Here is a 20,003-nt window from a genome sequence, read left to right as displayed (position 1 = left end):
CGAGTCGAGCCAGCCGCGTCGCCCCATCCATTCCAGCACCTGAGCTGACGGTCGACGTCCCTGTCGCACGGCCGCGGGAGATCTCGCATGCTTGCTTCACAAAAATCGGTACCGACGATCGTCTCGGATCCGCCGGACATGGCGCCGTCCGACCAACTCGCGCGCGCCTTCCTGCAGCAACTCGCCCAGGACGAGCGCAAGCGACTGAAGGGCCATCATCGGCTCCATTCCCTCGGCTTGGAGGACGACGCGCTCTTCGCCGAGAGCGACGCCGTCGAGAAGATCGTGGCTCGGGACGAGATCGAACGTCCCGAGACCACGCATGTACCCGTTCCCGCCGATCTCGCCGCCGTCGCCGTCATGCTCGCCCGTGCCGTCGCAAGCGAGCCCGACCTTGTCCGCCGTCTTCGCCGCGAAGCACCTGTCGTCACCGTCGCCACTCACGTTTCGGAACTCATAGAGCCGACCCGTATCGTCGCCGAGGCGTGCCTGTTCCGTCCGAACACAAAGGTCATGGATCTCGCGAGCGGACGAGCGCGCGAGCTGAGCCGGCGGCATGCCGCCCTTTTCGTTTGCGATGGAATCAGCCGCGATGCGCGGCCGGATAAAGGCAACGACATCATCGGCACGGCGCTGCATGTTCGGGTGCCGATCGTCGGCATTGCCCCCGACCCGAAGCGGCAGTTGCCGCGCGATCTGATGCGTTCCGCCGAACATCGGATCGCTCTGCAGAACCTCGACCAGGCCGGCCTCAATCTCGTCGTCGAAGCCGTCACCGGCGGCAAGCCGACCCGCTCGCTCGATCCAGATCTGCTCCGTATGATCGAGATCGCAGATCTGCCGGTCGCTTTGCGCAGGAGGGCTTCGCCGGACAGCTGCGTGGAAGCGATCGAGAGGATCATCGCCGCCAAAGCCGACTTCCTCGGTGCCGGCGCCGCACTCGAGGAACTCGACGGCTATGGGGCTGCAAAGACTTGGGGATTGGCGGTCGCAGCCGATCTGCAGGCTTACCGTTCCGGCCGTCTGTCGTGGGCCGAGATAGACCATCGCGGCCTGCTACTGTCGGGGCCGCCCGGCGTCGGCAAGACCAGCTTCGCGCGCGCGCTTGCCAAAAGCGCCCGGGTTCCCCTGGTGGCGACCTCCGTGGCCGAATGGAACGCAGCCGACTACCTGTCGGGCACGCTTCAGGCGATCCGCAAGGTTTTCGCACGGGCGCAGGCACAGGCGCCTTGCATCCTGTTCATCGACGAACTCGACGGAATCTCAGACCGAGGTCAGATCCGGGGCGAATACGTCCAATACTGGACGCAAATCGTCAATCTGTTCCTCGAGCTGCTGGCAGGCGTGGACGAACGGCCGGGTGTGGTGGTGGTGGCAGCCACGAACCACCCTGGGAAGATCGATCCTGCGGTAAAGCGGGCCGGGCGCCTCGACCGGGAGATCGCGATCGAGAAGCCGGACACGAACTCGCTTGCGCGGATCTTCCGGCACCATCTCGGTCGAGGGATCCTGCCCGATGCGTCGACCCTGCCGCTGGCGCTGGCCGCACGTGGCATGACGGGTGCTGATGCTGAGGCGTTCGTCCGGCGTGCCAAAGGAGCAGCGCGCCGCAATGGACGAAGCGTGACCCTGGACGATCTATTGGCCGAGATCCGCCAGGGACGTCGTCCACTCACGTCGGCGATCAGGCATCGAGTGGCAATCCATGAAGCCGGCCATGCAATCGTTGCCCGAGCACTGCGCTTCGGCGAACTTGTGGACCTGTCTCTTCACGACGACGGCGGGCAAGCCTGTCTGGAGAGCACCCGCGACGGCGGTGTGACGCTGACCCAATTGGAGGCGGGTCTGGCTGCGCTCGTGGCGGGTCGGATCGCAGAAGAGATCGAACTTGGTGACAGTTCCATCGGTGCGGGATCGGGGCCTAGCTCCGATCTCGCCATGGCGACCGGGATTGCCCGTGACATCGAGCTGAGATTCGGCTTCGGGATCTTTGGCAACATCTACCTTGAGGCCGTCGGGACCGAGACGGTCATGATCGCGGGCCTGCTTCCGGCGATCGTAGAACGGCTGCGTAGGGCGAGCGAGCGGGCACGCGGCATCCTGATGGAGCATCGATCGGCCCTGCAGACAGTCGGCCGCCTGCTTGAGGAAGCCGGCTACCTGACACGCGGCGAAATCGACCAAGTCCTTGAGAAGAAGATGCGGACGGATGCGATGCTGGTCGTACCGGCCGCGAGCGGCGGGGAGGTGTCGTGATGTTCGAAATCCCGCCTGCAGCCCCGGAGATCGACGACCTTCAGCCTATCTCCGATGCCATTGATGAATTGTGTGAGGTCCTCGAGGGGAACCGCGAGGCTGTCATCGAAGAATTGGCGGAAATCATACGGCGGCGAGCTGCCTTCGAACATTGTAGGCAGGCATGCGAAAACGATGGTGAGGACGGGTCATTCGTATTTTGATGTGGCCGAGCATGGCGGCGCTACCAGCTTCGCTTCCGTCGTAAGCGATAGAGTAACGCCGTCAGGCTTCCCGGCGTTCGATGCGTTGAACCACAACTGCTTTTTGGCATGTTGACGAGGCTCGATCGTAGCGAACCGGCCGTAGCAGAAGTAGGTCCTGAGCACGACGGGCGTACTGGATAGCGGCCGGGCCGGTCGGATGTCTTCTCCAGAAAATGTGTTGTGGCTGTCAGTTGCCCGCCACAACAGCCGCGGTTGCCGGACGCCTCTGGCAGGAACGACGCGACGGAGAGGGCATCGAAAGCCAGTTCTCCGCAGTGGAGATGGCACTAATGGTGCGCCGCCAGCATCCAGAGTGCCATGGCTATCATCATGACATTCTCGGTAAGCGAGACGAAGCCCAGCGGCACCTTGCTCGATCCGCCGACGCAGGCGCATTTGATGTCCCGCTTGTCGACATAGACCGCCTTGAACACCGAGACCGCCCCGATCGTGCCGATGAACAACGCCACCGGGATCGAGATCCAGTTCAGGGCGCCTGCCACCATCAGCACGCCGGCGACGCCTTCCAGGAACGGATACGCGTAGGCGTAGCGGACCCAGCGTCGGCCGAGCAGGTCGTAGCCCAGGAACATCGATGAGAAGCTCTCCACGTCTTGAAGCTTCAGGAGCGCCAACACGCACATGCTGAAGGCGATGAACCACTCGGCTGCGTGCATCGTCAGCGGCGTGCCGTAGACGGCGTAGCTGGCCGCCAAGGCCATCAGCGCCGTCATCGAGAAGACCGCGATGACGGGCGTGTAGGTCGTGGCGTTCGGGTCGTTGGCGGCCTTGCCGAAGTGGCGTTGCAGGTCGTCGAAGCCGCCGACGCGCTCGCCGTTGATGAAGGTCTGCGGCGTCGACTTCACCTGGTGCTCGGCCTTGAAGCGGTCGGTCTCCGCCCGGTCGGTCAGTAGGTGGTCCTCGACTTCGAAGCCCTGGCGTTCGAGGAGGTCCTTGGCCTTCAGGCCGTAGGGGCAAGTGTGTTCGGGGGTGACCATCCGATAGAGGACGGCCTTTCGGGTGGATTGCATTTCGGACTCCTGGGCGGACAGAAACTGCAACGGGGAAGCTGGCCGGGACCGCCCTGGCGGCGGTCCCGGGGTCGGCGGCTACTTTCCGTGCCGCTTCAGCCACGCCTCCATCTCCGAAATCTCCTTCTCCTGGTCGTCGACGATCTTCTGGGCCATCGCCTTAGTGGCTGGGTCTTTGGCGTGCTTCAGCGCGACCTTGGCCATGGCAGCCGCGCCCTTGTGGTGCGGGATCATGTGCGTGCGGAAGTCCACATCCGGATCGCCGGTGTATGGGACGTCCATGTCCTTCATCATCGCCATGTCGGCGGCCTTGAAGTCCCTTGTCGAGGCGTTGTCCTTTGGATCCGGCTTCATCGAGTCCATGTCCTTGCCGGGCATGGAGCCGTGGTCGTGCATGCCCTGCGCGAGGGCAGCGCCGGCCAGCCCGGCCGACAGAAGGGCGGAGGCGAAAAGGGTGCGGAATTGCGTCATGGATCTTCTCTCTCCGAGTGAGGATCAGTTGAATTTGCCGCTGGCGGCCGAGCCGTCCGGGCTGGTGATCTGCACGGCGCCTTTCGCGCTCTCACCCAACGCCGTCGCGGCCTTACCGGTCAGGCGGTTGCCGTCGGCGGCCTCCAGAGGCACGCGCGCAGGCTTGCCACCCACGACGAGAATCGCCGTGCCCCTGAATCCGGTCGATGGGACAGGCTTCTGTTCGCCGTCGGTTAGGAACACGTCGACGGTATCGCCCTTGGCGACAAGCTCGACGTGGAACTTGCCGGCGTCCGCCACCCGGCCCCCGTGCTGGCCGGCAGTCTCGTGGGCACACACGCCAGATGCTGCGAGAAGGGCAGCGATCAATGCCAGTCTGGGAAGGATCATGGAGGATCTCCTGAGGTATGCGGGTCAGTAGGCCTCGGCCGGGCGCGGGCGCGCGCTGTCCGAGAATGGTTGGGCCGGCGTCTCGGCATGGAGGACGCGCAGCCGCTCCAGCGGCTTGCGCCCGAAGCGTAGGAACAGGACCGGGGTCAGGAAGGAGTCGAGCAGCGTTGCGCTGACGAGTCCGCCGAAGATCGTCACAGCCACCGGGTGCAGGATCTCCTTGCCCGGGCTCGCCGCGTCGTAGAGAAGCGGCACCAGGGCGACGCCGGCCGAGAGCGCCGTCATGAGCACCGGAGTCAGCCGCTCCAGGCTGCCGCGCACCACCAGGTCGGGCCCGAACGGCACCTCCTCGTGCAGCGACAGGTTCAGGTAGTGGCTGATCTTCAGGATGCCGTTGCGCGCCGCGATGCCGGTCAGCGTGATGAAGCCGATCATCGACGCCACCGACAGCGGCTGCCCGACCAGCCACAGCGCGACCACCGAGCCGATCAGCGCCAGAGGCACGTTGCCCATGATGATCAGGGCGAGCGCCGCCGACCTGTAGCGGCTGAACAGGATGGCGAAGACGAGCGACAGCGACAGCGCGGAGAGCACCGCCATGGTCCGGCTCGCCTCCTCCTGCGCCTGGAAGGTGCCCTCCAGGCTGGTGAAGAAGCTCGGGGGCAGCGGCTCCTTAGCCACCGCCCCGCGAATGGCCGCTACGACGGTGGCCATATCACTCTCGCCGTTCGTATTGGCCTGCACCACGATGCGACGCCGGGCGTTCTCGCGCAGGATCTGGTTCGGGCCGTCGGTCTCGCGGATGTCGGCGACTTGGCGCGCCGGTACCCAGCCCGAGGGCGTCTCCAGCAGCAAGTCGCCCAGGCCCGTGGTGGTCCGGCGGTCCTCCGACAGGCGTAGCACCACGTCGAAGCGGCGCACGCCGTCGACCACGGTCGAGACCACGCGCCCGTTCGACAGGCGGCTGATCTGGTCGACGACCGCCGCCGGCTGGACGCCGTAGAGGGCGGCCCGGGTGTAGTCGACCCGAACCTCAAGCTGCGGGATACGAACCTGCCGCTCGACCTGGAGATCGACGAGGCCCGGGATCGCGGCCATCCGGTCGCGCAGGGAGTTGGCCACCCGGCGCAGGGCGTCGAGGTCCTCCCCGTACACCTTGAGCGCGATCTCGGCGCGCACGCCCGAGAGCATGTGGTCGAGCCGGTGGGAGATCGGCTGGCCCACGTTCACCGCCACCGGCAGGGCCGCGAGGCGCCCGCGGATGTCGGCGACGAGCGCTTCCTTCGGGCGTTTCGTCGCCTCGTCGAGGGCCACGTCGATCTCGGAGGCGTGGACCCCCTCCGCGTGCTCGTCGAGCTCGGCCCGGCCGGTGCGGCGGCCCACCGCCTTCACGCCCGGGATCTCCAGCAGCAGCCTTTCCGCGATCAACCCGACTCGGTTGCTCTCGGCCAGCGAGATGCCCGGGTTGAAGGTCATGTTGACCGTGAACGAGCCCTCGTTGAACGGCGGCAGGAAGGCCCGCGGCAGGTTCCAGGCGGCGACGCCGGCGGCGACCACCGCGACCGCGATCGTACCGACGAGCAGGCCCTGGTGATGGAACGCGACCCGTAGGAGAGCGGCGTTGCCGCGCTTGAGCAGCTTGAGGAAGCGGCTGTCGTGCTCCTCCAGGTTCCTCAGGCCCGGCAGCAGCAGGGACGCCAGCACCGGGGTCAGCGTGATCGAGGTTAGTAGGCTCGCCAGGATCGAGATGATGTACGCCTGCCCCAAGGGCGCGAAGAGGCGTCCCTCGATGCCTGACAGGGCAAACAGCGGCACGAACACCAGGATGATGATGAGCGTGGCGTAGACGATGCCGGAACGGACCTCGTTCGAGGCCTCCACCACCACCTGGAACACCCCCTTCGGATTGCCGGCCCGCCGGTTCTCGCCGAGGCGCCGGTAGATGTTCTCGACGTCGACCACCGCGTCGTCGACGAGCTCGCCGATGGCGATGGCCAGCCCCCCGAGGGTCATCGTGTTGATGGACAGCCCGAACAGGTGAAACACCGCCGCGGTCGTCAGCACCGAGACCGGGATGGCCAGCAGCGAGATCGCCGTGGTGCGCACGTTCAACAGGAAGGCGAACAGCACCACCGCCACCACCAGCACGGCCTCGACCAGGACGCGCTCGACGTTGCGGATCGAGGTCTCGATGAAGTCGGCCTGCCGGAACAGGACCTGGTCGGCCCGGATGCCGGACGGCAGGGTCGGGCCCATCTCCTTCAAGGCGGTCTCGATGCCTCGGGTGAGCTGCACCGTGTCGACGTCCGGCTGCTTCTCGACCGAGACGACGACCGCGGGCCGGGCCATGTAGCCGGCGTCGCCGCGCTTCACCTTCGCGGCGAAGGAGACCTCCGCGACCTGCCGCAGGTAGACCGGCGTGCCGTTGACCGTCGCCACGACGAGGTTGCGCAGGTCGTCGAGGCTCATGGTCCGGCCGATGTTCCGGATCAGGTACTCGCGCGCGTTCTGGTCGGTGAAGCCGCCGCCGGCGTTGGTGCCGAACTGGGCGAGCGCGGTCTCAAGCTGCGCGCTGGTCACGCCGAGCGAGCGCATGGCGGCGGGGTTCGGGCCGACCCGGAACTGGCGGACCTCGCCGCCGATGGGGATGACCTGCGCGACGCCCGGGATGGTCAGCAGCCGCGGCCGGATGGTGAAGTCGGCGACCTCGCGCACCTGCATCGGGCTCGCGGTGTCGCTCGTGACCGCCACCAGCAGGATCTGGCCCATGATGGACGAGATCGGCCCCATGACCGGGGTCACGCCCCGCGGGAGCTGGTCCTGCACCAGGGCGAGCCGCTCGGCGACCTGCTGGCGATTCCGGTAGATGTCGGTGCCCCAGTCAAACTCGACGTAGGTGATGGACAGGCCCACGCCCGAGACCGACCGCACCCGGGTGACCCCGGGGAGACCGTTCATCCGGGTCTCGATGGGATAGGTGACGAGCTGCTCGACCTCCTGGGGCGCGTAGCCCTCGGCCTCCGTCATGATGGTGACGGTCGGACGATTGAGGTCGGGGAAGACGTCGACCGGCAGCTTGGTCGCGGTGAAGGCGCCGTAGAGCACCAGCACGGCGGCGAGCGAGAGGACGAGCAGGCGGTTGCGGACCGACTGGCCGACGAGGAAGGTGAACATCGGACGGCCTCCTCAGCGGACCTGGTCGAGGAGTTCGGCGCCTTGGGTCACGACCCGCTTGCCGAGCCCGATTCCCTCGGCGACGAGCACGCGGCCGCCGTCGAGGGGCTCGACCCGCACGGGCCGCGCCTCGAAGCGCTCGGCTGAGGTGTGCTCGTAGACGACGTCCTGCCCGTTGCCGGCGCGCACGATTGCCGTGCGCGGCAGCGCCAGGCCGGCCTGCTCCGTGTCGGTCCCGGCAAGCACGGTGACGAACTGCCCGACCCGCAGGCCCGACGCGTCACCCTGGATCGCGAACTGCACCGGGATGGCCTGGTTGCGGTCGGCGAGCCCGGACCCCTGGTAGACGAGCTTCAGGGTGCGGCCGTCGGCGAGCCGCGCGGTCGCGTCCTGCGCCGGCGTCAGGGCGTCGAAGCTCAGCGCCTCGACCCAAAGCCGGTTCGGATCGACGACCTGGAAGACCATGGCGCCGGGCGCCGCCATCTGGCCGGCGACCGCGCTTGCCTGCGCGACGACGCCGTCGACGGGGGACACCAGCGTCTCGGGCTGCTGCCGGGCCCTGTCGAGGGCCGCGCGGCGGTCGTGCAGGCCGTTCAACTCGGCGACCGCGTCGTCGAGTTGGGTCGTCGCCACGGCGCCGGTGGTGGCGAGCTTGCGGTAGCGCTCGACCCGGCGCTCGACGATGGAGATCTGCTGGTCGAGCTCGCCCTGGCGTTGGCGCATGTCGGAGACGTCGACGGCCTGGACCGGTGGCGTCACGGTGGCGAGCACGTCGCCCTTCCGGACCTTGGTACCGAGGCGCGGGAACAGCCCGGACGCCGGCGGTGACAGGCGGCCTCCGACCGAGGACTGCACGACGCCGCTGGCGTTCGGGTCCGGGATGATGCGGCCGGGCATCTCGACCGAGCGATGGAAGCGGCCCTGCTCGGTCATGGTCGTGCGCAGGACGAGCAGCCGCTGTGTGGGCTTGGGCACGAACACGGAGCCATCGGGAAGGCGCTGGGCCAGGTCGGACGACGGGGCTGAGCCCCCACGCGGCTCGATCAGGGCGGCCCCTTGCACGGGCGGGCCGTGGTCCTCTCCGCCGTGCGCGAAGGCGGCGGTGCCAAGCACCAAGGTGATGCCGACGGCCAGCAGCGCCACGGCCGGAGCGCCACGGCGACCGCGGGCGAGCGCCGTCACGAGCACGCCGAGAAGGAAAGCCAAGGCGACCGCGGTCACTAGGATCGGGTCCTTCTCGCCGAGGCGCTCCCTGATCCCGCGCGCGACCTCGGAGAAGCGCGACATGGCGGCCTGTGCCGGATCCGGCTTGGCGGGCGCCGCGGCCGCAGCGGCCTTCGGGTCGGGCACGGTGACCGAGACGGTGAGCACGTCGACGGCGTCGCCGGCGGTGATGGTCGTGACGAACTCGTGCCGGCCGGGCTTCGACAGCCACGGTGCCGGCAGCACGTAGCCGCCCTCGCTCGTGGCGGTCGCCGTCCTCGGCCCGTCTGGCGTCTCGACCTCGACCGTCGCGTCCGGGACGGGCTCGTTCGTCCGGAAGCGGTCGAGGAATAGGTTCAGGGTGCCGTCGCGCGGGATGGCGACGAGCTCGAAGGCATCGGACAGGGCTTCGCCGCGGGGGGCGATGGACTTGGAGACGGGGGGTGGGGTCGCGTCGTGGTCGTGCCCGCCATGGGCAAGTGCGGGCCCCGCCATGACGGCGGCAAGCAGCGCCACCGCGCCGAGGGCGGCGGCAAATCGGGTGGACATGGATGGGAATCCTCGCGTCGGGGATGCCGGAAGCACGCCGCCGTTCGCGGACGCAATCCGGGTGTCGCGCGCCTCAGGCGCGCCTCATCTCACGCGAGGGTTCGTGGAGGCTCGGGCAGCGCCTCGGGGCCAGCGCCCGCGCGACCAAAGACGTCGTCCGGGATCAGCGTGATTGTCCGGAAGAAAGATGGCGATAGGGCGTAGGGACCGGACACGATGCCAGTGACGCAGCAGGCCATCGGCCCGCAGCAGCGCGTCTTGCAGGGCCCAGGGAAGTCGCCGCCGTCCTGGTCCGCATAGATGCGCGCGAACTCGACGTCAGCGATCGGGAGCGCGGCCGTCGACCAGGCAAGAGCCTCGGCCTTGGCCCCGGGCGTGAAGGACATGGGCGGGATGGCCGAAGTGCTCGCGGGGACCACCTTCGGCTGTGCCGCGGCCACGTGGTGGCCGTGATGCGCGTGCCCATCGTGAGCCAGGACGGTAGATGGCGCAGCGAAGGCGATGATCGCAAGGATCATCGCTGCCAACAGGCGCAGGATCTGCCGGTCAGAGCACATGGACAGGAGTTTACACCGGTTGGGGCGACGGGACTATATACGAGGCCGGGACGGGAACGTCGCACCGACGGTTTGGTTGCCGCGGCCTCGGTTCGAGCCGCCGCAGGCAGCGGCGTCGCCGGATAACCGGCAGCGATGATGGCGTCGGCAATCCGGTCGGACTGGATGGTGGCGGCGGATACGGCAACGAGCTTCGTCGCCAGGTCGACGTCCACGTGGGCGCCTGGCTCGACGGTTTGCAGGGCGCTGGTCACCGACTTGGTGCAGCCGCCGCACTCCATCTTCTCGACCTCGAAGCGGACCTTGACGCTCTCCTTCCGATGACGCCCGACGGGATAAGGCTTCCCATCGTTGGAAGGTCAAGGGCAGCGGTGAAGCGCGTCTCGTCCACTTGGTCACGGCCTTTGCTGCAGCACGACCCCGCCGGTCGTGTCGGAGGCTCCTCCAGACGCGCCGGCCGGCGTAGGGGCTGGTCGGTGCAATTCTGACGACCGAAGCAAAGAACCGAGAGGCAGCGACGCTAAATGGCTAATTGGGGTTGCCGCGACCTCTTTCGACTCTCCGCGCTCGCGCTGAGTGCATACAGGGTAAGCACACAGGCAACGAAAACCGCGATGCCGTTTCTGCCGCTCAGGAGAATCTGTGCGCCTTCGAGCACCGGCCACGTCGGTGAGACGACGAAAGGCACGATGACAGGCAGCGCGAATACCCAGAAAACGGCGCACCATCCTGCTGCAGCCATTATCCAGCGCCCTCGCTCTATCCGAGCCGTTGCTGGAGCACGCTGCGCGCACAAAACAGATCCGTAGAGGGCCGGCCAGATCAGGATCAAGTGATCACCTTCCAAAAGCGGGCCGCAACTCAGAGCGAGACCGACGGTAAGGCCGACTTCGGCGAGCTGTCTTCCGGCATTCAAGGTGTCATCGGCGGCCTCGGCGCGGTCGGGGTATGCCGCGATGGCGGTGAGGAAAATCGATACGGCGACTATGGCAGCTAGAACGCTGACGCACTGCGCCAGCACGGGCGCGTCGATCCATGGAATGCTAAACGGATTCTCGGTGAAGAGGCGCTTGGCGAGAGCCGGCAGCGACTGGTGATCGGGCCGCGCGCCTGCCGGAAGTGTGGTGTAGAAGGCTGATGCCGCAATCCAACCTCTGACCCCCGCCAGAGGGCTGCTGATCAACAGGAACGGTCCGGTAAATAGGACGGCTGCCATGCCTGCGGTCACTGCGGCCGCTCGCCACCCGCGCCGACATAGAAGGTAGAAAATCAGCACGCCCATAAACGGTTTGCAGACGATGACGAACGCCCAAGCGATCGCGCCCCGAATAGTCGCTCGATCGAGGAACGACCGAAGACCGATTAGAAGGACGAAAAGCAGGAGAATATTGATCTGGCCATGAAAAAGATCGGAGCGGATTGCACGGCTGCACAAGATTACGCCGGTCGCGAGTAGCAGCCATCCGTCAGACATGATGCGTCCGAAGCGGCGCAACAGCAGTACGCAGCCGGCTACGAGCACGACGTTCAAGCACGGCCAGAAAATCCAGAGCTTGCCGTAGCCTATGAACTGACCGATGGCAGCAACGATCACGCCGAGAAAAGGCGGGTAGGCAAATGGATCTCGGCCGTCAACTATAATATAGGGGTTCTGACCCTGCGTTAATAATTTGGCGGCGTCTAGATATAAATCCAGGTCCGCTGTGATAGGCCATCCGGGCTGCTTTGCGATAGAAAATAATGCGCTCGCGGTGCCTATTGCGAAAAGCGCCATGCCAACAAGCATTGCGCTGCGCTCGCTCTTCGTACTTTCTTTTTGTAGACTTGTGACGATGTTGGGCGCGACAAACGCGCTGCGTAGCTTGAGCATTGTTCGCTCCAGAGTCGCCTTAGCGATATGCGCCTTCAAACGTATTCCAAGATAATTTAGGCTTTTGACGTGGATCACGCAGTGTTGAATGTAATTGTTTTATGGCCGAGATAATTTGCGACTGCTCCTGCTGCGATGCCGATTGCATGAGAAGCCGGCGCCGCGGCAGCAAAACCGAGGGGTAAAAGTACATGATTGCATGTGAACATAGCTACAGCGACTGTCACCGCACCTCCGATTAGATTCACAACCAGAAATCCGCAAAGTTGCGCGATGAGCGGACGGCGTGAATCCGGGAACACGAGGTTCCGATAGGCGAAGAAGCCGAATATCATCCCCGTTGCGGTGGCTGCCGCAACAGCGGCCGGGTAAGGCAACGCAGTGCTGAAAAGGAAGCGTGCGACCCAACTCAATCCAGCGGCGGAGCCGCCGGCGAACAGGAACCGAACGCGCCGGTCGAGGTGCTCGAGACGCCACATCTCAGGCCGCAAGACCGGCCCAGGCCAGCACGAAGCAGACCGAGAGACCGCTTCCTGCCGCAAGCGCGAGCCTGTCTGTCAACGCGAAGACAACCGGATCGTCCTGCAACTCGCCACGCTGACAGGCGACCCAGATCCGTCCCACGATGATAGAGAGTGCAACCGGGAAACCCCAAAGCCAGGCGACATCGCCGTAGAAAGTCTGCTGGAACGCGTCGTTGATAATGTAGAACACGAGGACAAGAAGCGCTGATGTACCTGCTGCTACACCCGCCGCGAGAACCAGCGGCAGGTCTGCCGCGAAATAGCCGCGTCCGTTGATTCTCGCCGTGCCACGCTCGATGGCGCGTGCGATCTCCGTGTGTCGCTTGGCTAGTGCCAGCGATGTGAACAGAAATATCGAGAATACGAACAACCACGGTGACGCCTTGGCCGCGACCGCGACCGTGCCGACGGCCAGGCGGAGCGTGAACAAGAGGGCCAGCGTCAACGCGTCGAGAAGAACGACGCGTTTGACGTAGAAGGAGTAAAAGAGCGTCAAGACCGTATAGCAGGCCAACATCAGGACCACCTTGGGCCCGGCGACCGCTCCGAGAGCGAAGCCGGCAGCCAAGCCGATCGGGACTGCTGCAAAGCCGACAGCCATGGGCAATCGCCCGCTGGCGAGCGGCCGGTTCCTTTTCGACCAGTGCCGACGGTCGTCAGCGACGTCCCAGATATCGTTGAGTATGTATGTTGCGGAGGCAATCAAGCTCAGAGCTATGAAGCTAACTATAAGCTGCCAAACCGCGAGAACGTCGAAGATACGCCCAGCCAAAACAGCCGGCACCAGAACTAAAGCATTTTTAGCCCACTGATGGGGTCTCATGCTTTCGATGAGTGGCCCTAGATAAGAAGGTCGATGAAAGATACCAATGACATTCGCGACAGTACTAGCTGCTTTCTCGACCCGACTTGATGCTTCAACCACTATGGCCCGCCGGGCAGCATGCCATACGGGCAGGTCAGCTCTGCTGTCACCAGCGTAGTCGAAACCCATCGGGAAGCGGCGAGCGAGCTCAGCCGCCTTGGCGTGCCCCTTCAGATTTGTCGTACCGTCACTCGCGATGACTGTCGTTATGAACGGAAATCGTCGAGCGATTTGAGCGGCCGTCACGTTGTCGGTCGCCGTCGACATATGTACCGGCCGGCCGCCATTGGCCTCGGTCTGCGCAAATTCAATCAACTCAGCGTTGACCGGCAGTGTATCTATGTCCAGCTTGGCATCTTGTGCCATCCGCCGCTTCAGGTAGGCGCGGCCACCAAGGGACCAGTACACAATTTTGAAGATGTTCAGAGGGTCTGCCCGAACGAGGGACAGGGCTTTCTCGTAAAGGACATCTGCGCGCAGCAGCGTCCCATCGAGATCTAGGATCAGTGGAACTTGGTAGGATGTCGACGCTGTCGACTCCGCCGTCGTGACCACCGTGTTTGCCGGGTCGATTTGCGCCGTCAGCATTCGTTCGCCTCCGAAGCCGGATCGCACTCGACACGGCTCCTTCAAGGAAGGAAACGTATTCTTTGGCGGTACACGAATATGTTCCTATTGTAACTGGAATAGCGTCTCTCCACATATGAACGGTGGATAGTATGTGTCTGCCATATAGACTTCTGATGACCTCAAGGCATTCGGCGCAACGCGAGGATCCGAAACGCCTCCGGCGAAAGCTTTGATGCAGCTCAATAGGGGCACATCGCGAGCCAAATGGCCCTGCCGCGGTTGTGTCCCCTGCCGCTCCTGCTGGGGCGGCTCTTAAGCCAAAGGACGTACTTCGCGGTACGAACTTGTAGCCATACTTAAGCAACCGGGACCGGCGCGGCGGTCCCGAAGGTCGCCGTGGGCGAGACCGCTGCCGGACCTTTGCGACTCCGCGTGCTGTTCCGGCTCGGGCCGGCGGGCAGGCGTCCATGCTCCTGTCGAAGTGCGACCGCTGCGGGCGACCGATCCGCGCCAATGCGTCGAGGTGCCCGACGTGCTTGGCCGTCGCCGGGCCCGACCCGCGCCCGCCCCCCCGCGACGAGGTCCGCTACCGGATCGCCATGCTGGCGACCGCGTGCGCGATCCTCGTCTACCTCTTCTTGATCCGCCGGTAGGCGGCGGTCGGCCTACATCCGCTCCTTGATGCCAGAGCCGACGAGCCACCAGTTCACCGGGTAGCTGGTCAGGAATCCCGCGACCATGGCAGCTTGCATGGCGAACCAAAACTCCACCGAATTCACCGGTGCCCGCTGCCCGGCTAGATGCGGGTAGAGCCAGAACTGCACCAGCGCCATGAGACCGTACATGCCGATCTGCCACGCGATCAGCGAGGCGGTGTCCGCCTTCACGGCCGCCACGACGCCCTCGCCCGGCGAGAGGCCGCGCATCGGCACGATGGCGTAATACTGGAACACGATCCCGAGCGCGTAGGCGAAGACGAAGTCCAGCACCCAGACGGCGTACATCTTCTCCTCGAAGAGCGAGTGCCAACCGAACCACACCGCCACTTTCGGCACCAGGAATGCGAGCCACTCCGCGGCAACGTCGCCCAGCATGCAGCCGCTGCCGCAGTGGAGCGCGCCTTTGCCGACCATGACCGCAAATGGGGTGCCGGTCATGTTCGGTGGCTCCTCACCCCGCTCCTTGGCGTGGTGGTGCGCCTCCATGGTTGCGAGCCGTCCGTAGCGGAAATAGGCCCAGACCACGACCAGCGTTCCGAACAGCGCTGAGACCGGCCAGACCACGTTCATCACAGCCATGTGCTGCGGATGGCGGATGACCTGCACGGACAGAAGCAGCGAGCAGGCGGCACCCAGCAGCAACGCTGCGATTGAGAGGGCATGAAGCCAAATCGGGAACATCGGTACTCCTAGCGAGCGGAGAACGGGTCGAGCTTCGCCGCGCGAAGGCGAAGAGCGTTGCCGATCACGCTGACCGACGACAGCGCCATGGCGGCCGCTGCGAGGACCGGCGAGAGCAGGATGCCGAGGAACGGGTAGAGGATGCCCGCCGCAACCGGCACGCCGGCCGCGTTGTATATGAAGGCGAAGAACAGGTTCTGGCGGATGTTGCCCATCACCGCCCGCGACAGCCGCCGGGCTCGCACTATGCCGAGGAGGTCGCCCTTCAGCAGCGTGAGGCCGGCGCTCTCGATCGCCACGTCCGTGCCGGTGCCCATGGCGATGCCGACGTCCGCCGCCGCCAGCGCCGGGGCATCGTTCACGCCGTCGCCGGCCATCGCGACCACCTGCCCGGCCGCCTTGTGGCGCTCGATTACGTCGGCCTTCTGGTCGGGCAGGACCTCCGCCTCGACCTCCTCGATGCCGAGTCGGCGCGCTACCGCCTCGGCCGTCGTGCGGTTGTCGCCGGTCAGCATCACCACCCGGATGCCCTCGGCTCGGAGCGCGGCGAGCGCCTCCGCCGTCGTCGCCTTCACCGGGTCGGCGATGGCGATGACCCCGGCCGCTCGGCCGTCGACGCCTGCGAAGATCGCTGTTGCGCCGTCGCGCCGGAGTTCGTCGGCGGCGGCGTCGTGGGTCGAGACGTCGACGCCCTGCTCGCTCATGAAGGCGACGTTGCCGAGCGCGACGCGCCGGCCCTCAACCGTGCCGAGTGCGCCCTTTCCGGTCGGGCTGTCAAAGTCCGTGACGGGGGCGGTTGCGATCCCGCGCTTCCCGGCGGCCGCCACGATGGCGAGGGCGAGCGGGTGCTCGCTCGCACGCTCGACGCTCGCGGAAAGGCGCAGCACCGAGTCCTCGTCGAAGCCTTCGGCCGCCACCACCCGCGTCACAACCGGCCTGCCCTCGGTCAGCGTGCCGGTCTTGTCGACCACGAGGGTCGTGACCCGCTCCATCCGTTCCAGCGCCTCGGCGTTCTTGACGAGGACGCCGGCCCCGGCGCCCCTACCGACGCCGACCATGATCGACATCGGCGTGGCAAGCCCGAGCGCGCACGGGCAGGCGATGATCAGGACCGCCACCGCCGCCAGCAGCGCGAAGGTGAAGCGCGGCTCAGGCCCGAAGACCATCCAGGCGAGGAAGGCGAGCACCGCCACGCCGATGACCGCCGGCACGAACCAGCCCGCAACGTGGTCCGCAAGGCGCTGAATTGGCGCGCGCGAGCGCTGGGCTTCGGCCACCATCTGGACGATGCGGGCCAGCATGGTGTCGCGTCCGACCTTTGTCGCCTCGACGACCAGCGATCCGGACTGGTTGAGGCTGCCGCCGATGATGGAGGCGCCAGCCTCCTTGGCGACAGGCATGGATTCCCCCGTCACCAAGCTCTCGTCGACGGAACTGCGGCCCTCCACGACCGCGCCGTCGACCGGCACCTTCTCGCCGGGGCGCACCCGCAGGCGGTCGCCGACGGCGATGGCGTCGAGCTGCACCTCCTCGTCCGTGCCGTCGGGCCGGACGCGCCGCGCCGTCTTCGGCGCGAGGTCGAGCAGCGCCCGCAAGGCGCCGCCGGTGCTCTCGCGAGCTCGGAGCTCCAGCACCTGCCCGAGGAGCACGAGCACGGTAATGACGGCGGCCGCCTCGAAGTAGGCCGGCACCGCCCCGTCATGCCCGCGCAGCGCCTCGGGGAACAGCCTGGGGGCTAGCGTCGCCACCACGCTGTAGAGGTAGGCCGTGCCCGTCCCAAGGGCGACCAGGGTGAACATGTTGAGGTTGCGGGACAGAACGGAGTGCCAAGCACGGACGAAGAACGGCCAGCCGGCCCAGAGCACGACCGGGGTGGCGAGCGCGAGCTGGATCCAGTTGGAGGTCTGCTGGCCGAGGCGTTCCGTCAGGCCGAACAGGTGCCCGCCCATCTCCAGCACGAACACCGGCACGGTCAGGATCAGCCCGACCCAGAACCGGCGCGTCATGTCGACGAGTTCCTCGCTCGGGCCGTCGTCCGCGCCGACCATCGCCGGCTCGAGCGCCATTCCGCAGATCGGGCATGAACCGGGCCCGACCTGCCTGACCTCCGGGTGCATGGGGCAGGTGTAGATCGAGCTCTCGGAAACCGGTTCGGTCCTCGTCGCCCCTTGGGCTGGATCGACGTAGCGGAACGGGTCAGCCTCGAACTTGGCCCGGCAGCCGTTCGAGCAGAAGTAGTAGGGATGGCCGTCGTGCTCGGCCCGGTGCTCGGTCGCGTGCGGGTCGACCGTCATCCCACAGACCGGGTCCTTCACGCGTCGGGCGCCGGCTTCGTTCGCCACCATGCCGGCATTGCCGTGCGCGTGCGAGGCGGCGTGACCGGAGTGGTCGTGCCGGTGCCCACCGGAGCAGGCGTGGTTCGCCGTGGCGGGATGCGTTTCCGACGAATTGGTCATGGGTGGCCTTCGCGCGACTTCGTTGTCCGTGGTCCGCGCCTGACGGCGCAGGACGGGCCACGGACAGGCAATATTTCGGGGTTACTGCTTGCCTTCCTTCCGGGCATTCCTGTCGAGCCAGGCGGTCAGCTCCTTGATGCTCTTCTCCTGCTCTTGAATGCTCTTCTCGGCGATCTTCTTCGCCTCGGGATTGTCGCCGTTCTTCAGCCCGACCTGGGCCATGGCGATGGCACCCATGTGGTGCGGAATCATCGCGCAGATCCAGGCGACGTCGGGATCCCCGGCCATCATGCCCTGCATCATCGGGCCGTTCATCTGCATCATGGCGTGCTGCAGGCCCTTCTGCGTGTCAGTCGCTCGGCCGGACATGCCCTGCATCGCCATCGACATGTGGTCCTGCATAGCCTTCATCGAAGCCTCCTTGCCGGCCGACGCGGCCGTGCAGGCCGCGGGCAGCTCGAACGAGGGTGCCTGCATGGATCCGTGATCGTTGGAGCCGTGATCGTGGTCCGCGGCGAGGGCCGTGCCCGCTCCAGTCAGTGCCAGGGTCGCAGCTAGGGTCAGTGTAGGAACGCGCATGACGATCTCCTTCTGTGGACGAATGGCGACGGCCGGCTCGGCCGCCCCATAAAGTTCAGGCGGCCATCTTCCGGCAGCTCTCGGCGCAGCGGCGGCACTGCTCGACGCAGGCCTGCATGTCGCCGACCTGTTCGCAGCTGCGAGCGCAATCCTCGCAGACGTCGGCGCACTCGGCGCAGGTGTGCTTGTGGTGCGAGGTCCCGAGCAGCATGAAGTGCGCCGAGGTCCTGCAGATCTCGGCGCAGGCCAGCATCAGCCGGAGGTGACTCGGCTCGACATGCTTGCCGCCGGTCGGGAGGCAGTGGTTCGAGGCCATGCCGAGGCACGTCTGGTAGCATCGCAGACACTCGTCGATGCAGGACTGCATCTCGCTCGACATCTGATGCATTTGATATCTCCTCTTTTTGATAGAGCTTCCTCAAAGCGAGACTTAATATACCATCCTTATATAAGAACAGTATTGCAGTTATCGCGGCAGTTCAACCTACACAATCGTGTTAAGTTCAAAATTATATTTCCAGATAATCTCACCTAAGCCGGCGTGGTTCGGGAGCGGAGATGCACCACAACCGATGCCGGCCGGGCCGGGCCGAGCCGCTCACGATCCGCACGGCCGGGATGCCGGGAGGGTGCGAGGCTTCGATCCCTGGCAGCTCCCGAGCTGCAAGCCGGAGCGCACGCCGCCCGCGGGTTTGGGGCCGCTGAACCCGACCCGGCCATGCCGACGTGAAGCATGAACCCCAATGCGGTCCGTTGGGGCGGCCTCAAACGGCGCCGACGCGCCGAAGGCGGAAGGACGTTCCGGCATGCACAAGGAGGCCTCGCGGCAGGATGTCCGGGTGCGGACCATGTTGGCGGTCGCACCTCGGGCGTCGCGCGCCTCAGGCGCGCCTCATCTCACGCGAGGGTTCGTGGTGGCTTGCGTAGCGCCTCGGGGCCAATGCCCGCGCGACCGGGAAGGTCGTGCGGGATCAGCACGGCCGCCCGAAATACGGGGGCGACCAGGGATGCGGCTCCGGCGACGATGCCGACCGTGCCGCAGACCATCGCCCCGCAGCAGCCGCGCTTACAGGCGCCGGGGCAGCAGCCTCGGTCGGCACCGGCCGCCCGAAGCGAAGCGGTCGGCCGACCAGTCGCCGCCTGGAGGCGGGGCGTTGCAAGGAGCTTCACCGGCATTTCTGGGATGCGCGACGACGCGGCGGGAGCTAGGTTCTCCTCGGAAGCGGACGCCGTAGAGACCACCGATACCGCGCGCTTGTGGCCGGCGCAGTGGACGTGCCCCTCGTGCGCTTCGACGGCGAACGGCGCGACGAAGGCGATGATCGCGAGGACCATCACCGCCATCGAACGCACTATAAGCCTGTCGCAACCCATGCCGATCGCTGTTCTCGATCCCGGATGCCGGGGCGGCGTCGCCCCTGGCACGTGAATGCGCGCAGCCGGGTTTGGTTGCCCACCGGCCGTCTCACGTGATCGTGCCGAGCGTCTCGGCCGGGTAGCCCGCGGCGGCGATGGCCTGGGCGATGCAGTCGGCCGGACCGGCGGCGCCGGATACGGTCACCAGCTTGGCCCCCAGATCCACCTCGACTCGGGCGTCCGGCTCGATGCCATGGACGGCGCGGGTCACGGACTTGGCGCAGCCGCCGCAGCCCATCTTGTCGACCTTGTAGCGGTACATGACGCACTCCTCGTTGTAGCGTCCAACACAAATGGGGCTTCCAACGGTGGGAAGGTCAAGGACCCGGGAGCGCGCAAGGGCAGGTGGCACCAGTCTCGCTCCGAGCCCCGTCCCCCGACAGCTGACGGAAGCGTTGGACGCAGCTGTGCAGGGCCGGCGCGCGGCGGAACCAGCCTCGAGGCGAT

18 protein-coding genes are annotated in these 20,003 nt (G+C 66.2%); 2 read left to right on the top strand and 16 right to left on the bottom strand.

Annotated features, from left to right (window positions below; all coding sequences use genetic code 11):
* Positions 1–87 precede the first annotated feature (87 nt).
* Both BKE41_RS02005 and BKE41_RS29930 read left to right on the top strand, forming a co-directional pair.
* On the top strand, positions 88–2,256 hold the full coding sequence (locus BKE41_RS02005) for an AAA family ATPase (protein ID WP_063111990.1): 2,169 nt from the start codon (positions 88–90) through the stop codon (positions 2,254–2,256).
* Positions 2,256–2,459, top strand: coding sequence for a hypothetical protein (locus BKE41_RS29930; RefSeq protein WP_083374266.1), 204 nt, complete (start codon positions 2,256–2,258; stop codon positions 2,457–2,459). Before BKE41_RS02005 ends, BKE41_RS29930 begins: the two co-directional genes overlap by 1 nt.
* Positions 2,460–2,788: 329 nt before the next feature.
* Here the strand turns inward: BKE41_RS29930 and BKE41_RS02000 are convergent, their stop codons facing one another.
* The 16 genes from BKE41_RS02000 to BKE41_RS01930 form a co-directional block, all read right to left on the bottom strand.
* On the bottom strand, positions 2,789–3,532 hold the full coding sequence (locus BKE41_RS02000) for a glutaredoxin (RefSeq protein ID WP_043073051.1): 744 nt from the start codon (positions 3,530–3,532) through the stop codon (positions 2,789–2,791).
* 78 nt (positions 3,533–3,610) lie between these two features.
* Positions 3,611–4,003 (bottom strand): DUF305 domain-containing protein, encoded by a 393-nt coding sequence (locus tag BKE41_RS01995; protein WP_043073050.1) that lies wholly within the window; start codon positions 4,001–4,003, stop codon positions 3,611–3,613.
* Positions 4,004–4,027: 24 nt separating this feature from the next.
* Positions 4,028–4,393, bottom strand: a complete 366-nt coding sequence (locus BKE41_RS01990) for a hypothetical protein (protein ID WP_043073049.1) — start codon at positions 4,391–4,393, stop codon at positions 4,028–4,030.
* Positions 4,394–4,417: 24 nt separating this feature from the next.
* The gene (locus BKE41_RS01985; RefSeq protein WP_070998396.1) at positions 4,418–7,567 is read right to left on the bottom strand and encodes an efflux RND transporter permease subunit; all 3,150 of its coding nucleotides are present in this window, start codon (positions 7,565–7,567) and stop codon (positions 4,418–4,420) included.
* A 12-nt stretch (positions 7,568–7,579) separates the two neighbouring features.
* Positions 7,580–9,319, bottom strand: coding sequence for an efflux RND transporter periplasmic adaptor subunit (locus tag BKE41_RS01980; RefSeq protein ID WP_063111992.1), 1,740 nt, complete (start codon positions 9,317–9,319; stop codon positions 7,580–7,582).
* An 89-nt stretch (positions 9,320–9,408) separates the two neighbouring features.
* Positions 9,409–9,837: a hypothetical protein gene (locus BKE41_RS01975; protein ID WP_348628369.1), complete on the bottom strand. Its 429-nt coding sequence runs from the start codon at positions 9,835–9,837 to the stop codon at positions 9,409–9,411.
* Positions 9,834–10,157 carry a heavy-metal-associated domain-containing protein gene (locus BKE41_RS32540; RefSeq protein WP_083374265.1) on the bottom strand — a complete coding sequence of 108 codons (324 nt, stop codon included), beginning with the start codon at positions 10,155–10,157 and terminating at the stop codon, positions 9,834–9,836. Before BKE41_RS32540 ends, BKE41_RS01975 begins: the two co-directional genes overlap by 4 nt.
* 239 nt (positions 10,158–10,396) lie before the next feature.
* Positions 10,397–11,746 (bottom strand): glycosyltransferase family 87 protein, encoded by a 1,350-nt coding sequence (locus BKE41_RS01965; RefSeq protein WP_083374264.1) that lies wholly within the window; start codon positions 11,744–11,746, stop codon positions 10,397–10,399.
* Between the two features lie 74 nt (positions 11,747–11,820).
* Positions 11,821–12,225 carry a GtrA family protein gene (locus BKE41_RS29920; RefSeq protein ID WP_083374263.1) on the bottom strand — a complete coding sequence of 135 codons (405 nt, stop codon included), beginning with the start codon at positions 12,223–12,225 and terminating at the stop codon, positions 11,821–11,823.
* A gap of 1 nt (position 12,226) precedes the next feature.
* Complete coding sequence (locus tag BKE41_RS01960) at positions 12,227–13,723, bottom strand: UbiA family prenyltransferase (protein ID WP_070998394.1); 1,497 nt, start codon at positions 13,721–13,723, stop codon at positions 12,227–12,229.
* Positions 13,724–14,370: 647 nt separating this feature from the next.
* Complete coding sequence (locus BKE41_RS01955; protein ID WP_043073023.1) at positions 14,371–15,105, bottom strand: DUF4396 domain-containing protein; 735 nt, start codon at positions 15,103–15,105, stop codon at positions 14,371–14,373.
* A gap of 8 nt (positions 15,106–15,113) precedes the next feature.
* The gene (locus BKE41_RS01950) at positions 15,114–17,450 is read right to left on the bottom strand and encodes a heavy metal translocating P-type ATPase (protein WP_280944530.1); all 2,337 of its coding nucleotides are present in this window, start codon (positions 17,448–17,450) and stop codon (positions 15,114–15,116) included.
* A gap of 192 nt (positions 17,451–17,642) precedes the next feature.
* A complete protein-coding gene (locus tag BKE41_RS01945) occupies positions 17,643–18,140 on the bottom strand; it encodes a DUF305 domain-containing protein (RefSeq protein ID WP_043073021.1) in 498 nt (165 codons plus the stop codon).
* A gap of 55 nt (positions 18,141–18,195) precedes the next feature.
* Positions 18,196–18,528: a four-helix bundle copper-binding protein gene (locus BKE41_RS01940; RefSeq protein ID WP_043073020.1), complete on the bottom strand. Its 333-nt coding sequence runs from the start codon at positions 18,526–18,528 to the stop codon at positions 18,196–18,198.
* A gap of 509 nt (positions 18,529–19,037) precedes the next feature.
* On the bottom strand, positions 19,038–19,475 hold the full coding sequence (locus tag BKE41_RS29915) for a hypothetical protein (protein ID WP_245295883.1): 438 nt from the start codon (positions 19,473–19,475) through the stop codon (positions 19,038–19,040).
* Positions 19,476–19,605: 130 nt separating this feature from the next.
* Positions 19,606–19,818 carry a heavy-metal-associated domain-containing protein gene (locus BKE41_RS01930; RefSeq protein ID WP_043073018.1) on the bottom strand — a complete coding sequence of 71 codons (213 nt, stop codon included), beginning with the start codon at positions 19,816–19,818 and terminating at the stop codon, positions 19,606–19,608.
* Positions 19,819–20,003 lie beyond the last annotated feature (185 nt).

The sequence above is a fragment of the Methylobacterium sp. C1 genome (genome assembly GCF_001854385.1).
GTDB classification, from domain to species: Bacteria; Pseudomonadota; Alphaproteobacteria; order Rhizobiales; family Beijerinckiaceae; genus Methylobacterium; species Methylobacterium radiotolerans.
This window is presented reverse-complemented; position numbering and strand designations above follow the sequence as displayed.

Coding starts and splice junctions, on each gene's coding strand:
- BKE41_RS02000 (WP_043073051.1), bottom strand. CDS start 3,532: ATGCAATCCACCCGAAAGGCCGTCCTCTATCGGATGGTCACCCCCGAA.
- BKE41_RS01985 (WP_070998396.1), bottom strand. CDS start 7,567: ATGTTCACCTTCCTCGTCGGCCAGTCGGTCCGCAACCGCCTGCTCGTC.
- BKE41_RS01975 (WP_348628369.1), bottom strand. CDS start 9,837: ATGATCCTTGCGATCATCGCCTTCGCTGCGCCATCTACCGTCCTGGCT.
- BKE41_RS29930 (WP_083374266.1), top strand. CDS start 2,256: ATGTTCGAAATCCCGCCTGCAGCCCCGGAGATCGACGACCTTCAGCCT.
- BKE41_RS01930 (WP_043073018.1), bottom strand. CDS start 19,818: ATGTACCGCTACAAGGTCGACAAGATGGGCTGCGGCGGCTGCGCCAAG.
- BKE41_RS01965 (WP_083374264.1), bottom strand. CDS start 11,746: ATGCTCAAGCTACGCAGCGCGTTTGTCGCGCCCAACATCGTCACAAGT.
- BKE41_RS32540 (WP_083374265.1), bottom strand. CDS start 10,157: ATGGAGTGCGGCGGCTGCACCAAGTCGGTGACCAGCGCCCTGCAAACC.
- BKE41_RS29920 (WP_083374263.1), bottom strand. CDS start 12,225: ATGTGGCGTCTCGAGCACCTCGACCGGCGCGTTCGGTTCCTGTTCGCC.
- BKE41_RS01955 (WP_043073023.1), bottom strand. CDS start 15,105: ATGTTCCCGATTTGGCTTCATGCCCTCTCAATCGCAGCGTTGCTGCTG.
- BKE41_RS01995 (WP_043073050.1), bottom strand. CDS start 4,003: ATGACGCAATTCCGCACCCTTTTCGCCTCCGCCCTTCTGTCGGCCGGG.
- BKE41_RS29915 (WP_245295883.1), bottom strand. CDS start 19,475: ATGGTCCTCGCGATCATCGCCTTCGTCGCGCCGTTCGCCGTCGAAGCG.
- BKE41_RS01960 (WP_070998394.1), bottom strand. CDS start 13,723: ATGCTGACGGCGCAAATCGACCCGGCAAACACGGTGGTCACGACGGCG.
- BKE41_RS01980 (WP_063111992.1), bottom strand. CDS start 9,319: ATGTCCACCCGATTTGCCGCCGCCCTCGGCGCGGTGGCGCTGCTTGCC.
- BKE41_RS01950 (WP_280944530.1), bottom strand. CDS start 17,450: ATGGTGGCGAACGAAGCCGGCGCCCGACGCGTGAAGGACCCGGTCTGT.
- BKE41_RS02005 (WP_063111990.1), top strand. CDS start 88: ATGCTTGCTTCACAAAAATCGGTACCGACGATCGTCTCGGATCCGCCG.
- BKE41_RS01945 (WP_043073021.1), bottom strand. CDS start 18,140: ATGCGCGTTCCTACACTGACCCTAGCTGCGACCCTGGCACTGACTGGA.
- BKE41_RS01940 (WP_043073020.1), bottom strand. CDS start 18,528: ATGCATCAGATGTCGAGCGAGATGCAGTCCTGCATCGACGAGTGTCTG.
- BKE41_RS01990 (WP_043073049.1), bottom strand. CDS start 4,393: ATGATCCTTCCCAGACTGGCATTGATCGCTGCCCTTCTCGCAGCATCT.